The sequence below is a fragment of the Teredinibacter purpureus genome, from assembly GCF_014217335.1.
GTDB classification, from domain to species: domain Bacteria; phylum Pseudomonadota; class Gammaproteobacteria; order Pseudomonadales; family Cellvibrionaceae; genus Teredinibacter; species Teredinibacter purpureus.
In genome coordinates this window covers 1-15,000 of record NZ_CP060092.1, presented here as the reverse complement: position 1 = coordinate 15,000, position 15,000 = coordinate 1, and the positions used below count along the sequence as shown (strand labels likewise).

General features: G+C 46.1%; 12 protein-coding genes and 2 rRNA genes (1 of these 14 only partly in view). 7 read left to right on the top strand and 7 right to left on the bottom strand.

The window, feature by feature from the left end:
* Together H5647_RS22025 and H5647_RS22020 are read left to right on the top strand one after the other, a co-directional pair.
* Positions 1-290: the 3' portion of a hypothetical protein gene (locus H5647_RS22025; RefSeq protein WP_236074706.1), read on the top strand. The gene continues 142 nt to the left of window position 1, outside the view; only the last 290 of its 432 coding nucleotides appear in the window; the start codon falls outside the window, past its left edge; it ends in the stop codon at positions 288-290.
* Between the two features lie 23 nt (positions 291-313).
* A complete protein-coding gene (locus tag H5647_RS22020) occupies positions 314-700 on the top strand; it encodes a hypothetical protein (protein WP_236074705.1) in 387 nt (128 codons plus the stop codon).
* A gap of 237 nt (positions 701-937) precedes the next feature.
* On the opposite strand, the gene H5647_RS00060 is transcribed toward H5647_RS22020, so the two are convergent.
* Both H5647_RS00060 and H5647_RS00055 read right to left on the bottom strand, forming a co-directional pair.
* A complete protein-coding gene (locus H5647_RS00060) occupies positions 938-1,756 on the bottom strand; it encodes a glycosyltransferase family 2 protein (protein ID WP_045855510.1) in 819 nt (272 codons plus the stop codon).
* A gap of 126 nt (positions 1,757-1,882) precedes the next feature.
* Positions 1,883-2,665, bottom strand: coding sequence for a glycosyltransferase (locus H5647_RS00055; RefSeq protein ID WP_236074704.1), 783 nt, complete (start codon positions 2,663-2,665; stop codon positions 1,883-1,885).
* Between the two features lie 337 nt (positions 2,666-3,002).
* On the opposite strand from H5647_RS00055, the gene H5647_RS00050 reads away from it, so the two are divergent.
* The 3 genes from H5647_RS00050 (at position 3,003) to H5647_RS00040 (ending at position 5,955) form a co-directional block, all read left to right on the top strand.
* Complete coding sequence (locus H5647_RS00050; protein ID WP_045855508.1) at positions 3,003-4,061, top strand: glycosyltransferase family 4 protein; 1,059 nt, start codon at positions 3,003-3,005, stop codon at positions 4,059-4,061.
* 10 nt (positions 4,062-4,071) lie between these two features.
* A complete protein-coding gene (lpxL, locus tag H5647_RS00045) occupies positions 4,072-4,992 on the top strand; it encodes an LpxL/LpxP family Kdo(2)-lipid IV(A) lauroyl/palmitoleoyl acyltransferase (RefSeq protein ID WP_045855507.1) in 921 nt (306 codons plus the stop codon).
* A 150-nt stretch (positions 4,993-5,142) separates the two neighbouring features.
* Positions 5,143-5,955, top strand: coding sequence for an ATP-grasp fold amidoligase family protein (locus tag H5647_RS00040; protein WP_200911613.1), 813 nt, complete (start codon positions 5,143-5,145; stop codon positions 5,953-5,955).
* Between the two features lie 30 nt (positions 5,956-5,985).
* Here H5647_RS00040 and H5647_RS00035 read toward each other — a convergent pair whose 3' ends face one another.
* The 5 genes from H5647_RS00035 to H5647_RS00015 all read right to left on the bottom strand — a co-directional run bounded on the left by H5647_RS00035 (position 5,986) and on the right by H5647_RS00015 (position 11,028).
* Positions 5,986-6,783 (bottom strand): glycosyltransferase family 25 protein, encoded by a 798-nt coding sequence (locus tag H5647_RS00035; RefSeq protein ID WP_052691765.1) that lies wholly within the window; start codon positions 6,781-6,783, stop codon positions 5,986-5,988.
* Between the two features lie 16 nt (positions 6,784-6,799).
* Entirely contained in the window at positions 6,800-7,909 is a 1,110-nt protein-coding gene (locus H5647_RS00030; RefSeq protein WP_052691764.1) for a glycosyltransferase, read from the bottom strand.
* A gap of 68 nt (positions 7,910-7,977) precedes the next feature.
* On the bottom strand, positions 7,978-8,520 hold the full coding sequence (locus tag H5647_RS00025) for a hypothetical protein (RefSeq protein ID WP_045855505.1): 543 nt from the start codon (positions 8,518-8,520) through the stop codon (positions 7,978-7,980).
* Positions 8,514-9,935, bottom strand: a complete 1,422-nt coding sequence (locus H5647_RS00020) for a capsule assembly Wzi family protein (protein WP_052691763.1) — start codon at positions 9,933-9,935, stop codon at positions 8,514-8,516. The genes H5647_RS00025 and H5647_RS00020 overlap by 7 nt, the downstream gene beginning before the upstream one ends.
* A 31-nt stretch (positions 9,936-9,966) precedes the next feature.
* Positions 9,967-11,028 carry a glycosyltransferase family 9 protein gene (locus H5647_RS00015; RefSeq protein WP_045855504.1) on the bottom strand — a complete coding sequence of 354 codons (1,062 nt, stop codon included), beginning with the start codon at positions 11,026-11,028 and terminating at the stop codon, positions 9,967-9,969.
* Positions 11,029-11,637: 609 nt separating this feature from the next.
* On the opposite strand from H5647_RS00015, the gene H5647_RS00010 reads away from it, so the two are divergent.
* Both H5647_RS00010 and rrf read left to right on the top strand, forming a co-directional pair.
* Positions 11,638-14,520 (top strand): 23S ribosomal RNA (locus H5647_RS00010).
* A gap of 364 nt (positions 14,521-14,884) precedes the next feature.
* Positions 14,885-15,000: ribosomal RNA gene (gene rrf, locus H5647_RS00005) — 5S ribosomal RNA — on the top strand.

Genomic DNA, 15,000 nt, shown 5'->3' with positions numbered 1-15,000 from the left:
TAGTGCATCTCACTGTGCGCAGTTTATTAAGGCAGTCTTTGAGGCCCGATAAGGTCGTCCTATGGTTGCATAATGACCTTGAGTCTAGAGTTCCGAAAAAGTTATCCGAGCTGCTTTGCTCTCACTTTGAAATTCGATATTCAGACCAAGCATGTTCACATCGCAAGTTAGTGGAATCCCTAAAAGTCTATCCCGAAAAAGTGATTGTTACCTGTGATGATGACCTTATGTACTCTCAAGATGGCTGTATAGGCTCTGGGTTGATCATAAGGCTTTTCCGGCAGACGTAATCGCGCACGAATGTCGAAAAATCATGTACGGCGAGTTAGGCGAGTTAAAGTCTTATAAAGATTGGTGTTCGGAAGAGATTGGTCGCGGTTCGTTAACAACCGTTGCCATTGGTTATGGCGGTGTTGTGTACCCTTCTGGTTGTTTGCATCCCGATGTTTTGGCTCGCGAGCTATACGATTGGTTGGCTCCTCGCGCAGATGATCTTTGGTTTAAGGCTATGAGTTTGCGCCAAGGTACGCTTACTCGCCGGTCGACCCGTCCATTGCCAAAACCGCTTCCTGTAGTGGGGTCGCAAAAAGTGTCCTTGAAAAAACATAATATTGGGCAAGACGGTAATCGAACGCAGTGGCAATCGCTTTGTAATCACTTTCAGTTAAATTCAATACTATCGGTCGAGCCGATTGAATGAAGGCGCCCCAAGTCTATTCGCAAGTTAGGAAGGTGCCGTAGATTTTTTGGCCAAAAGCGGCCTTTTGGGGTTGAGCTCTATGCAGGGGCATCCGTTCGGGCGTACTGAATTTAATGCTTTGTTGAAGAGTAGAGATAACATTTTTAGTGTTGTGAAAAATTATTTTTGGAGTGTTGTTTTTGTGTAAAGCGGCTCTTTTGTGTCTGAGTGCAATAGACCTTGAGTGAGTCTGAAATTCTATAGGTTTTGCTGCTGGATCCCATGTTCAGTGGCTATGGTTTTATTATCGGCAACCGACTTTCGTATATCTCTATTTCGTTGCCAGTCTTCGGGGTTTTCGTAGCCACGAGGGTGGTCTAGGTGAACAACAACCGCACTGTATCGAATTTGTTTTCCGCGAATGTTTGCGTTCTCCAGCCTTTCTCCAAATTCCCTGTCCAGCCCGCCATATCGAAGCCGTTCATCGTATCCGTTAATAGTGAGCGCATCCTGCTTAAAGCAGGATGCGTTGTGGCCGTTCCACGTGGGTTTTGTTGGGGTTAATGCGTTGAAAATGGCTGCTTTTCGAGGGCTAACATTTAATTTCATAAACCCTTTTGTATGGGGCATGCCTTCAGATTTAAGCCAGCTGGCGTCGAAACAGAGCCCCAGCTTGATATCGGCTTGTGTTATTTTCTTGCTCGCACTTATGGGGAGTTTTAAATAGCCCCCAGATAAAAAACGACCTGCTTCTGCGAATTTTCGGTGGGTACTAACAAAATCCCTGCGGGGAATGCAGTCTCCATCGGTGAAAATCAAGTACTCCCCTTTTGCAGACATAATCGCCTTGTTTAGCACTTTACACTTCTGGAAGCCGTCATCGGCCTGCCATACGTGCTGTACGGTTTTATCGGTAGAGGTGGCGAATGTTTCAATTAGCTTACGGGTTTCTGCGCGCGACCCATCGTCGGCAATCACAACTTCAAAATTATGATCATCTTGGCAATCAAACCCCCAGAGAACCTTCTGGAGCCATTCCGGTGAGTTGTATGTGGTGAAGATAACACTAATTTTCACAAGAACTGCCCTAGCCTAGATGTTGTGTAATTGGCCCTTAGGCCGACTATTTTGAGGATTAATAATAGCGTATTTTTGATGCCAGATGCGTCGAATTCTGGCAAGCCCAATGAGGGGTTGTTGGTCTTAATGTCGTTTTTCGGCGATTAGCTGACGGTAGAAGTCAATCATAGCAGTGTTCGTTTTTTCCAAATAGTGCGCGCTGAGATCTGGCCGGTGCCGTGCTGGTTTGTTTTTAAGCCAACGGGCTAACTTTAGGGCAAGGTTCTCGATGTTGTCACATTCAAATAGTTGCCCTCCATAGTCGTTTATTAGCTCCTTGCACCCGCCTGCATTGGAAGCAATAACGGGTGTCCCGGCATCCATAGCTTCAAGTATGGCGCGTGGAAGGGGGTCAAATCGAGAGGGGCAGGCGAGTATGTCGAACGTCTGGTAGAGGTCTTTAATGTCATTTCGATAGCCGGCTAGCTTGATACGATGGTCGTCTCCGGCTAATTTTCTTAACGGCTCCTCTTGATTTCCGCAACCAAAAATATGAAGTTTTGCGTCGCTGTAATTGGGTAATTGTTTAAAGGCGCTGATTAGCGTATCCCAAGCTTTGCTGGGGTGGTATCGGCCAACACCGCCAATAAATATATCGTCTCGCCCTATATTTAGAGAGTTTCTTAGCGTTAATATTTCTGCATCACTTAAGCGGCGGTGAGGAGATAGAGAGTTGTTGGCTTTATGGTATTTACCCGTGTAGTTGGACGGGATTGTTTCTACTTGCCATTGAGCGTTGCACACAAGGCCGTCCATTTGTAAGAAGCACTTACCGTTAATTTTAATGTGAAGCGTGGCAATTTTAGCGGCATGGGTTTTCAGCTTAGAGACTATACGGGTGGAGCGTCTGAGGTGGGTGTGAATCACATCGGGTTTATCTTCTTTGACGAGCTTGCTAAGTTTGAGGTGGGGAAGTATGTGGTGAGATATCGTTTTAACCGTAACTCTGCTATCCAGGTGGTCGGTTATGCTCCTGCCGTTTTTGCGGTGATCTTTACGTAACACCAGTGTTACTTGGTGGTCCTTGCACTGGGTATTGCAGGATTCCGCCGTGGATCTCTCTGAGCCGGCAAAGCCACGGGATAGAAGGGTATGATATATGTGTAAAGGATTGGTCATTTTAATAAAACACGGTTCTGAGTACGGGGTATAATACCCCTATGAAGCTTAAACAAATTTCTAGTGAACAGCAGAAGTGGATCATATGGTTATAGGGGACGCTGAAGTAGTGGTTATTTTAGGAAATTCGAATTCCCGCTTTTCGGGCGTCACCTCCACTATGCTTCAAACCATGTCGGTTCAGAAAGAATTAATCCCTCTAAAGGTGTTGGGTAAGTATCACATGCCGGACGCTTCATTGTCGATGAGCTTTTTTCAAGCTGTTCGTCTTTTGCGAACGCCTTTAAGGGGAGGGAGGCCGAGAGTCTTCCACGCTCGCCGAAATGATGAAATGATTCAGGCTCTGTTGTTAAAGTATCTGTTTGGGTGCCCGTTAAAAATCATTTTCACCTCCACAGCTCAGCGCCATCATTCACGCTTTAGCCGGTGGTTGATGGCAAAAATGGATGTGATTGTATCCACTTGTAATGCGGCCGCTTTCTACCTTCGCGTTAAACCGCAAGCTATCGTACCTCATGGTATAGATCCTGATGTCTATCAGCCTCGGCATAACAAGCGGGAAATTTTAAATAGCATTGGTGTTAGCACGCCCAAGTGTATTGGTATTTTCGGGCGTGTGCGCGCACAGAAAGGTGTAGATTTGTTCGTGGAGGCTTGTCTACAGGTGCTTCCAGCACTACCGGATTATTCTGCGGTTATAGTAGGCGCCGGCGAGGTGCGCGAGCGTGAATGGGTTTCGGCTTTAGAGTCCAAGGTACAGGCGGCTGGATTGTCTGATCGTGTACTATTTTTGGGAGAACAAGAATTTGAGCAGGTACCCATTATTATGTCAGCAATGACACTCATTGCGGCGCTTAGTCGCAATGAGGGGTTTGGTTTGACGGTGTTGGAGTCGATGAGTTGTGGCGTACCCGTGATAGCAACCGAGGCTGGGGCTTGGCCAGAAATTGTACGTGAAGGGGTGGATGGCCACGTTATTCCGGTAGGGGACCTATTAGCTCTTGAGGACTGCCTTAATCGTTTGCTTCCTGATGAGGCTAAGCTTACTCAAATGGGCACGCAGGCTCGCAACCGTGTGCTTGAGCGTTATACCGTTGAGCGCGAAGCAACGCGCTTAGTTCAAATCTATCGTTCCGTTCAATAAATAGTCACTGATGTCTCTCATAAAGTTTGAAAATAAACTGCTGCACCCACGTTACCTAATGACTTGGTTGCTAATGCTATTGTGGTGGTTGCTAGTACAGCTCCTTCCCATGACGGTGCAACGATTTCTAGGGCGCCGATTGGGAGACTTGCTCTATATATTACCTATTAGCCGCAAGCGGATTGCGAAGATTAATCTCGAAAAATGCTATCCAGACTTAACCGTGAGAGAGGTTAATGCACTTGTCCGTTCCACACTTAGGGCTACTGGCATCGGCGTATTTGAAAGTGGGGCGGCCTGGTTTTGGCCTGCATGGAGGATAAAAAAAGCTTTTACCATTAGTGGGCTGGAATATCTGGATGCTGCGCAAGAATCTGGCAGTGGTGTACTCTTTATGGGAATACACTTTACTGCAATTGAGTTTGGTGCCGCCTGTGTAAACACCGTAACGTCGATAGACGGTTTTTACCGGCCCCATAAAAACGCCGTGTATGAATATGTGCAAGCATGGGGAAGGATTCGGCGAAATAATAATAGTCGTGTTATCCCGAATGGAGATGTTCGTAAAATAGTGCGTGCTCTGCGAGAAGGGCGAGCCGTAAATTACGCCCCTGATCAAGATTACGGAAGGCAACGCAGCGTATTTGTGCCGTTCTTTGGTATTAATACGGCCACCGTAAAAGCGCCAGCGCAATTAGCCAAAGCGGGTCGCGCAGAAGTAATACCTTGGGTGACCACTCGAAAGCCTAACGGGCGCTATCACATCTCTCTTTACCCTTCAATAACCTCAAACCTTTCGGGTAACGAGCAAGAAAATGCCGTTACCATTAATCAGTTTGTTGAGGCGCGGGTGCGAGAGAACCCAGATCAATACCTTTGGGTTCATCGGCGCTTTAAGACGAGGCCAGAGGGAGAGGTAAGCTTTTATTGAATGCTCTTTTGTGTGCTGCATAAGTGCACAAGAGGGTAGAGCGCTTATGCTGTTCTTTCTTCCAAAACCCCCAGAAATTAAATTTACACACTTGTAACACTGATTAGGTTGGTACATTGCATGAGTCCGAGCTTGAGGAAAAGGTGGAGAGTGCTGGTTGCGGCGTTTCGCTGTTATCGAACGCTTGGCTATTGGCCGAATATTGAGCAACCAAAAACATTTAATGAGAAGATTCAATACCGGAAGTTCTTTCAGAGTAACCCACTGTTTTCCGTGTGTTCAGACAAAATTGCAGTTCGCGATTATGTCGCGAGTAAAATAGGCGAAGAGCACTTAATTCCGCTGTTAGACACTCTCGATTCTCCAGATAAGTTGAAATTTGATCAATATGGCGTGAATTACGCTGTTAAATGTACGCATGATTCTGGCGGCGTTTTCTTTGTAACGGATGACAATCCAAATAAACGGACAATAATCAAAAAGCTCAAGAAGCGATTGTCCGTAGATAATGGTTTGTCTCGTGATGAGCATTGGTATTCCGACATAAAGCCTAGAATTATTGTGGAGAGGCTGCTGGCTGCAGAAGATGGGGGCTTGCCAGTGGATTATAAATTCCATGTATTTTCTTCTCTGGAGGGGGCAAGAGTAGTTTTACAGATCGATTACGACCGTTTTAATGGCCACCATCGCTCGTTTTACAGTGAGAGAGGTGAGCTATTACCTTACGGTCAGAGAAGGCAAAATAAGAAGGTTGCTTTTGATCGACCTAAAAAGTTCGACCAAATGGTTTCGATCGCTAAGACGCTAGCTGAAGATTTTGACTATGCTCGGGTTGATCTCTATTACGCTGAAGATAAAGTGTATTTTGGAGAGCTTACTTTTGCACACTCCTCTGGTTTCGAAAAGTTTATTCCCTCGCATTACGATTTAGTCTGGGGGGAATATTGGAATATAAAGCGTTAGCGTTATTTTTGAGTGATTATTGTGCGTGAATTAACTTCCCCTCTTTACGCTAATATTTAGGATGTCTTCAGTCGGGTGTGTTAGTAATTCGGGTTGGAGGCGTTTCAACTTTTTAGTTTGTGTATTCAAATTAAGGGTATAGCTCAACTGGTTCATTATTTTTTTTACTCGGTTCTTATTTGATTGTTTCCTTTTTGAAAAAAAATCGATTTCGCTGACGCTATTCGTTATTGGGGTAAAAGGGTAAGGAAGAAGGTTGTGTATCCATATATTTTTTTCCCACCAGTATTGTAAATCCACATCTATCGGGCGGCTAAATCTTTGAGTGGATTCTAGAAGTCGACGGGCACCATCGAGACTTACTGCTTGCGCGCATGTAAGTGTAGGCACTTTTCGTAGCAGGTTATATTTCATGTCTCCGACGGAGGCTGAGAAAATAGCGTCTAAACGTTTCTTTCTACCTGCGAGCTTGATGTAATGCCATGGCGTTTTGATGGCGCCTAACAGGTCAATCACTTCAGTCATGTCAGCATTTTCGGGGTGAAAATCGTCCTCGAGTATCAAGGCGAAATCCAGCTGACGATCTACAATAAGCTCCCAGGCTTTTCGATGGCTTAAATAGCAACCAATTTCACCAGCGTTTAGCGTTTTATGGTATGAATGTTTCTCCGTTGTACCGAAATGTGCTATCTCTTGCTCGGTAAGGTCCCCGCCGTATACTGCTGAAATGCGTTCGAACTTAACATTAATGTCGTTAAGAGCTTTTGTGCATAACCTTAATCGATCTTCGGATTTGTCTAGATTTATTAAGAATGTGTCATATTTCATGGTAGGTAGCGGACTATTACTCGATTAAGTCTAAATAGCGTTTGGCAGCATAGATATGGTCGACCATTTGTATGCTGTCGTATTGAAGATCACTGAGTTGTACTTTGACTGCCAAGTTAACCTTTTCGGCAAGCTGTTCTGGGTTTCGTCTATCTGCAAGAAACTTTTCCAAAGAACCTGTAAGTATTTCGTTGGGGCCGTGCGGGCAATTTGTAGATACGGGAATAGTGCCGCAAATAATTGCTTCAATAAGCACGTTCGAAAAACCTTCGTAATCCGAGCTGAGAATCATCGCGCTTGCTTGGCGAATCCATGGGTAAGGGTTTTGTTGGAAACCAGGGAATATGACTCGCTCAGACACGCCTATTGATGCCGCGAGAGCACGTAGCTTTTTAATGTCTCGAGTAAGGCAAACCAGTTTGTAGTCAGCATTAATGTTCTTTAGGGCTGCAAATAAAACGTCATGCCTTTTTTGTCTTCCCGCTCGCGCAATATGCACGATATAAGGTGTCTTTTGGATATTGTTGTTCTGCTCTAATGATAGCTTTCTTATCTCTGAAAAATTGTAAGGGTTATTGATAACGGTAATGGACCGGGCTTTAATAACTTGGGTTTCCTGTAATTCTTTTTTTATCCCCTTTGAAACTGTTATCAAGTCTTTATCTTTTAGTTTATGCAAAATAGCTTTCAAATAAAAATATTTGTATGGGCCTAGTCGTTTTGTTCTGTTGAGTGTTTCGATGATGGAATTGTGGATAACATAATATATAGGGCCGAAGTTGCAGTTCGCGGCAATGCGATAGGTTTCTTCTAAGTTAGCTAAGATTAAATCAAACCTACCGTTTTGGCTTTCAATGTTTTCGACCAAGTTTTTAAGGTTTTTTGCGTGCTTAAGCCCATTTATGTAGCCTTTTAGTCTTACTTTTTTTTCGTACAGAAAGTGGATGTCGCACGTAGCAGGAACATCGTAGTCAATATGTTTGGACAGTGCGATTATACAGGCGTTGTGTCCAATTTCTGTTAGCGCTGAAGCGAGCGTTAACATTACTTTTTCGGCGCCGCCACCGTATAAGCTGTCTATAAGGATGGCGATTCGTTTTTTAGTTTGAGGAGCGGTTGCGTTCAAAAAGGTCTCCGAAAGTATTGCCGCTGGGGGCGGTAAAGCCCCTCAGTAGAAATGGGGGCTTGTTATATCTAGAACCGTTTGCTGAGCAATATCCCGAGTGACGTAATGTCTAAGAACATATCGGGTTTTTCGCCTTGAGGGTCTGTGCTTAGAAGCCTATCGCGAGCGAGGCCGCTACCGTATCGCAGTTCAATGCCAGCATCAAAAAAATTAAAAATATTCGTTTGAGTAACGTGAAAACCTAGGTAATAGCCGTTTTGAGGTAGGCCACTATTGATCGAAGCCGCGCCAATAAAAGCGCCTACGCGCGTATGCTCCAAAATGACATATTGATAGTCTATTGCGCGAATGCCGAGGTATCGGTCGCCATTGATATTGGAATAGTCAATGCCCGCACCCAGCAGGTGCTTCTCTTTATATTGATTGCGTACGGCAAAGCTTATAGCTTCGCTGCTACCGTTTTCTGTGCCGCGATCGACGAGTTCATTTTCTGTATCTGACTGGATATTATTTTGGGTAAGTCCGATTCCAATTTGAATTTCTGTCGCTAACACCTTAAGTGGTAGGGTAACAATTAGGGCTGCAATAAGACAGTTTCTGACATTTACCATTGTGCGTACCCCGACAGTTGAGAATAGTTTTGATCAAATACATTCGTTCCTGATGTCAATTTCAGTCCGTAACGAAAGCGGTTGATAGGCCTTGAATAGTCAAGAGAGAGTTCGTAGCCAGGGCTGTAATCAATAGATGAATACTGCTCGTTTTGAACTTGTTTTAATGTGGCAATTAAACTGTGTTTTTGAGTCGCGTATATTAGACCGGTGGTATGGCTGTTGGCGCCAACAGCTGGGGTGAATGCTCGCTCGTTTGCGGCCCAGTGCCCCAAAATTAAACTGTCGTGTGTTAGTCCGTCACCGTAATTACCATTTACATACCAAGCATTTTGCCACTCAGCATATTCATGGCGGAGGCTCAGGTGCTCGGTGATCTTAGGAAAGTAGGCGCCGAGCATTATCGACGTGTTGCCTAAATGTACGCCCGATGTTTGAGATGTATCTTCACCGGCATATTCAAGGTACAGCGACATTGGTGTCGGGCCACTAAAGGTATAACTGGTATTGATGGACGATTGTTGATTGCCAAAATCAGTTTTTCCTGTCCCCGAATTTTCGTTTGATTTTACGTTAAAAAACGCTTGAGCTAGAGAGCTTATGCTTTCGTCTCGGTCGGCGCCACCGTATTGAAGCATACGGTTAAAACCAATAGCGAAACCTTCCAGCGGGGCGAAGCCTACATGCATACCCAATAGCTTTGGGTTGCCTGTTAATCGTTCAGAGCCGTCATCACTTTGTATCGAATCCGATTCAGATAATTGCCCCCAGAATATTTCATAGCTAAGGCCTAAAAATGTGTAGGCTTCTGGGTTTGAAAGGGTGATGCTTGGAAGCGAAGGCGCGTTTGTAGACGTTAGCATATTGCCAAAATGGAATGGGCTGAATGAATGCTCACGATACCCAAGGTCTAGCTGGACATTATATTGCGCCACCGATAAAAACGTTCCGTCCGCGATAGCGTTATGGCCGCGGTTTGCGTCTGAGCTATACCGGCCTCCAATATTCAGAATGAGCGAATCACTAATTTTCGCAAACCCTCTCGCTCTGAGGTGGTAGTTGGCGTTTGTACTTTCTCCACGATCATTTGCGTAGGTATGGTTGGTGTCGTTACTGGTGCTAACGCTTAGTGTCGCATGAGTAACATTGCCGTCTTGCTTATAGCGTCGTAAGTAATGCTCAATATTTTTGGCTAGCGCTGGGTGCTGGCCTTTTACTTTGTTAACTGCAGCTTCAACTTTGCTGATAGAGTAGGGGCGTTTAACTGTTGGCATATTAGCTAACACGAAAAGTTGTTCTATCTTACTTTCCGCTAGCGTGTCGAGGTTGAGCGGTAAATAGATTTCTGTTGCGTGAGAGCTCGCGCTAAAAAGACAAGCGGCGAGCAGGCCGATTGTTTTGTTTTGTGTTTTCATATTGTATTTATCGTTTTGAATTTAAAAAAGGTTAGTATTCTTGAGCAAGTTTCATAAGCGGTTTAATTTCGGAGAGTACTATATCGGGCGTTATCTCAGTCATGCACTCAAATTTTCCTTTGCAGATAGGCTTGTTGTTGCAGGGTGAGCAAAAGCGTTTTAAGTAAATAATCTTGCTTGATTCAACGCCAGCGTAAGAGTATGGGCAAGTGGCCCCGAAAAGACCGATAGTTGGAGTTCTAAAAGCATGCCCTATATGAGTTAGGCCCGTATCGACGCCAACCAAGAGTTTCGCATGCTTAATGATTTCGGCGGCTTGATTCAACGAGGTTTTACCCACTAGTGAAATAGCGCCAGTTGCACCGGCAATTTTTTTCGCGTGCTCAATGTCTCGATCTAAACCGAGTATCACCGTTTTTAAGTGATAGCGCCCGCGAATGCGAAGGGCAATTTGTTGCCAGTTCTCCTCAGGCCAGCGCTTGTGCTGGTAAACCGAGAACGGGCAAATAACCGCAAAGTTTTCGGTTTGATAAGGAAAACTTAATGTTTCTTCAAGCTCTTCTTTCGATTCTGCGGGGGGGGCAACAAACATTTGCCAAGGGCTGTCGGGCATGCCGAGTTGTGCTAATAGGTAGCGATATTCGGAACCCAATTGAGTTTCTTCGCCAATGTTGCGGGAGATAGTTTTGGTTGCCAGCCAATTGCTGCTTTGATTGGCGCCAAGCGCAATGCGAATTTTCGCGCCGCTTAGCCAGCTAATAAAGCTGCTGATCATTTCTCCCTGAAGATCCAAAGCGATGTCTTGTTCATGCGGGCGGCATTGCTTGCGAAAACGAGCAATCTCGCGGGCGAGCGTGATTAACTTACCGCGTGTTAGCAATGAGAGCCAATAGTCTTTATCCCAAATGATGAGGTTATCGATATCGGGGTGACCTGCGATGAGAGATGCGTATCGAGCTTGCACCACCCATGTAAGGATTACGTTGTCGCCAGACCGTTTTATAAGGCGAGCCATTGGGCTGGCAAGCACTACGTCGGTGACGTGGCTGAGGCGTACAACAAAAATGGATTTTTGGCGTTTAGGTCGCGACATGATAACGAGGGCCTGATATTCCCTTAGAGGAGCTCGAGAGTATTGAGTAGGTGCTTTTACACCGGTCAGTGACGGTGCAGGCATCTTAACATGGATAGGTTGTAAGGCGGCGGCCTTGAGTGTTTAGAGTAGAGTGAGGGTGATCGCAAAACGTTCGCAAGTTCGCTTTTTGCAAAAGCATGAGGTTTTTCAAAGATATTAGTTGACACCTCAGATCCTGAGTGTAAGATACGCACCCTCTCAACGGCACACGCCGACATGAGTTAGCTCTTTAAAAATACGGAAAAGAAAGAAAGTTGTAAAACATTGCAATTAAGCGATTACAACATTCACGACTGAATAGCCTTAGGGTTATTTGGGAATGAGAGTTTAATTAAGTAGCTTATCCGGTGATGTTGTTACGACAGCATTCAAACATAATGTGTAGAGACACTCAGTTATCGACTGATGTTTAACGCGGACTAGAATTGTCTTAGTGGTAGGTTGTCCCAATAGCTGGGGTTAACTTTAAGGCGATCGATAGCGTGTTGGGCATTGGCGTAAATTGTAAACATAAGTCGACATAAAAACTTGTTTACGACGCTATGAACGCAGTTATCTGTGTTATATGGTCAAGTGAATAAGTGCACACGGTGGATGCCTTGGCAGTTGGAGGCGATGAAAGACGTAGGAGCCTGCGATAAGGTTTGGGGAGCTGGCACACAAGCTTTGATCCAAACATTTCTGAATGGGGAGACCCACCCGCTTGCGGGTATCTTGCACTGAATACATAGGTGTAAGAGGCGAACCCGGGGAACTGAAACATCTAAGTACCCGGAGGAAAAGAAATCAACCGAGATTCCCTAAGTAGCGGCGAGCGAAAGGGGACCAGCCGAGAATATAAGAAGTAGCAGAACGCTCTGGAAAGTGCGGCAATAAAGGGTGATAGCCCCGTACGTGAAGCTTCTTGTATTCCATATTAAGTAGGTCGGGACACGTGATATCCTGACTGAAGATAGGGGGACCATCCTCTAAGGCTAAATACTCCCAACTGACCGATAGTGAACCAGTACCGTGAGGGAAAGGCGAAAAGAACCCCTGTGAGGGGAGTGAAATAGATCCTGAAACCGTGTGCATACAAGCAGTAGGAGCTCTTCGGAGTGACTGCGTACCTTTTGTATAATGGGTCAGCGACTTATTGTTTGTGGCAAGGTTAAGCGCATAGCGGAGCCGTAGAGAAATCGAGTCTTAATAGGGCGTCGAGTCGCAAGCAATAGACCCGAAACCGGGCGATCTATCCATGGGCAGGTTGAAGGTTAGGTAACACTGACTGGAGGACCGAACTCACTAACGTTGAAAAGTTAGGAGATGACTTGTGGATCGGAGTGAAAGGCTAATCAAGCCCGGAGATAGCTGGTTCTCCCTGAAAACTATTTAGGTAGTGCGTCGTGTCTTACCCTCGGGGGTAGAGCACTGTTTGGGCTAGGGGGTCATCCCGACTTACCAACCCCATGCAAACTCCGAATACCGAGGAGTACAATCACGGCAGACAGACAGCGGGTGCTAACGTCCGTTGTCAAGAGGGCAACAACCCAGACCGCCAGCTAAGGTCCCCAATATCAGTTAAGTGGGAAACGATGTGGGAAGGCTTAGACAGCTAGGAGGTTGGCTTAGAAGCAGCCATCCTTTAAAGAAAGCGTAATAGCTCACTAGTCGAGTCGGCCTGCGCGGAAGATTTAACGGGGCTCAAACTGATAACCGAAGCTGCGGATGCCTTAGGGCATGGTAAGGGAGCGTTCTGTAAGCCTGCGAAGGTGAGTTGTAAAGCTTGCTGGAGGTATCAGAAGTGCGAATGCTGACATGAGTAACGACAAGGGGAGTGAAAAACTCCCCCGCCGGAAGATCAAGGTTTCCTGTCCAACGCTAATCGGGACAGGGTTAGTCGGCCCCTAAGGCGAGGCAGAAATGCGTAGTCGATGGGAAGCGCGTTAATATTCGTGCACCGGCTGTTACTGCGATGGAGAGACGGAGAAGGCTAGATCGGCATGGCGTTGGTAGTCCATGTTTAAGGTAGTAGGCTTATGGTTTAGGTAAATCCGGACCATACCCTTTAATGGGAAGGCTGAGAACTGATGACGAGCTCCTTTATGGAGTGAAGTGATTGATGCCATACTTCCAAGAAAATCTTCTAAGCTTCAGGTAACAGACGACCGTACTGTAAACCGACACAGGTGATCAGGTAGAGAATACCAAGGCGCTTGAGAGAACTCGGGTGAAGGAACTAGGCAAAATAGCACCGTAACTTCGGGAGAAGGTGCGCCGCTGATGGTGATGGGACTTGCTCCCTAAGCTATTGGCGGTCGAAGTAACCAGGTGGCTGCGACTGTTTATTAAAAACATAGCACTGTGCAAACACGTAAGTGGACGTATACGGTGTGACGCCTGCCCGGTGCCGGAAGGTTAATTGATGGGGTTATCTTCGGAGAAGCTCTTGATCGAAGCCCCGGTAAACGGCGGCCGTAACTATAACGGTCCTAAGGTAGCGAAATTCCTTGTCGGGTAAGTTCCGACCTGCACGAATGGCGTAACGATGGCCACGCTGTCTCCACCCGAGACTCAGTGAAATTGAAATTGCGGTTAAGATGCCGTATACCCGCGGCTAGACGGAAAGACCCCGTGAACCTTTACTACAGCTTTACACTGAACTTTGAACCTATTTGTGTAGGATAGCTGGGAGGCTTTGAAGCGTAGACGCTAGTCTATGTGGAGCCAACCTTGAAATACCAGCCTGATATGTTTGAGGTTCTAACCTAGGTCCCTTATCGGGATTGGGGACAGTGTATGGTGGGTAGTTTGACTGGGGCGGTCTCCTCCCAAAGAGTAACGGAGGAGCACGAAGGTTGGCTAATCATGGTCGGAAATCATGAGGTTAGTGTAATGGCACAAGCCAGCTTGACTGCGAGACTGACACGTCGAGCAGGTACGAAAGTAGGTCATAGTGATCCGGTGGTTCTGTATGGAAGGGCCATCGCTCAACGGATAAAAGGTACTCCGGGGGATAACAGGCTGATACCGCCCAAGAGTTCACATCGACGGCGGTGTTTGGCACCTCGATGTCGGCTCATCACATCCTGGGGCTGAAGCCGGTCCCAAGGGTATGGCTGTTCGCCATTTAAAGTGGTACGCGAGCTGGGTTTAGAACGTCGTGAGACAGTTCGGTCCCTATCTGCCGTGGGCGTTGGAAATTTGAGAAGAGTTGCTCCTAGTACGAGAGGACCGGAGTGAACGAACCCCTGGTGTTCGGGTTGTCATGCCAATGGCATTGCCCGGTAGCTACGTTCGGACGGGATAACCGCTGAAAGCATCTAAGCGGGAAGCCTCCTTCAAGATTAGATTTCCCTGGGATTTAATCCCCTAAAGGGCCGTTGAAGACTACGACGTTGATAGGTTGGGTGTGGAAGCGCTGCGAGGCGTTGAGCTAACCAATACTAATTGCCCGTGAGGCTTGACCATATAACAGAGACAACTGAGCGACGTACAGCGATGTACAGAGCCGAGGCTTTGTGAATAAGTTAAGTTGACTAAAGCTAAACCGTGTTTAACGACACCGTTGGTAGTTACAATTTGAGACGATAATTGAGTTATTTACAGATTATCGAATGCTGTTCAGCAACATTTTTGGATAAGCACTTAAAGCTTAAGTGTCATGTTTTACATCATCGGTTTTGTAGCAAACAAAACACGATGTACCTGCATCCTTGTAGGCATTTCTTTCTTTTCCCCTTATTTCACTGAAATTGTATTGTCCAATTTCCCAAAGTGATCGAGAGATCGCCAGTAGTTAACCGCTGTATAGGGTTAAAGTGACACCAGTTTGCCTGACGACAATAGAGCATTGGAACCACCTGATCCCATCCCGAACTCAGACGTGAAACGATGTATCGCCGATGGTAGTGTGGCGCTTCGCCATGTGAGAGTAGGTCATCGTCAGGC

Bases quoted from the DNA above. Each gene is read 5' to 3' on its own strand.
- H5647_RS22020 (WP_236074705.1), top strand. From the start codon at position 314: ATGTACGGCGAGTTAGGCGAGTTAAAGTCTTATAAAGATTGGTGTTCG.
- H5647_RS00050 (WP_045855508.1), top strand. From the start codon at position 3,003: ATGGTTATAGGGGACGCTGAAGTAGTGGTTATTTTAGGAAATTCGAAT.
- lpxL (WP_045855507.1), top strand. From the start codon at position 4,072: ATGTCTCTCATAAAGTTTGAAAATAAACTGCTGCACCCACGTTACCTA.
- H5647_RS00035 (WP_052691765.1), bottom strand. From the start codon at position 6,783: ATGAAATATGACACATTCTTAATAAATCTAGACAAATCCGAAGATCGA.
- H5647_RS00025 (WP_045855505.1), bottom strand. From the start codon at position 8,520: ATGGTAAATGTCAGAAACTGTCTTATTGCAGCCCTAATTGTTACCCTA.
- H5647_RS00020 (WP_052691763.1), bottom strand. From the start codon at position 9,935: ATGAAAACACAAAACAAAACAATCGGCCTGCTCGCCGCTTGTCTTTTT.
- H5647_RS00015 (WP_045855504.1), bottom strand. From the start codon at position 11,028: ATGTCGCGACCTAAACGCCAAAAATCCATTTTTGTTGTACGCCTCAGC.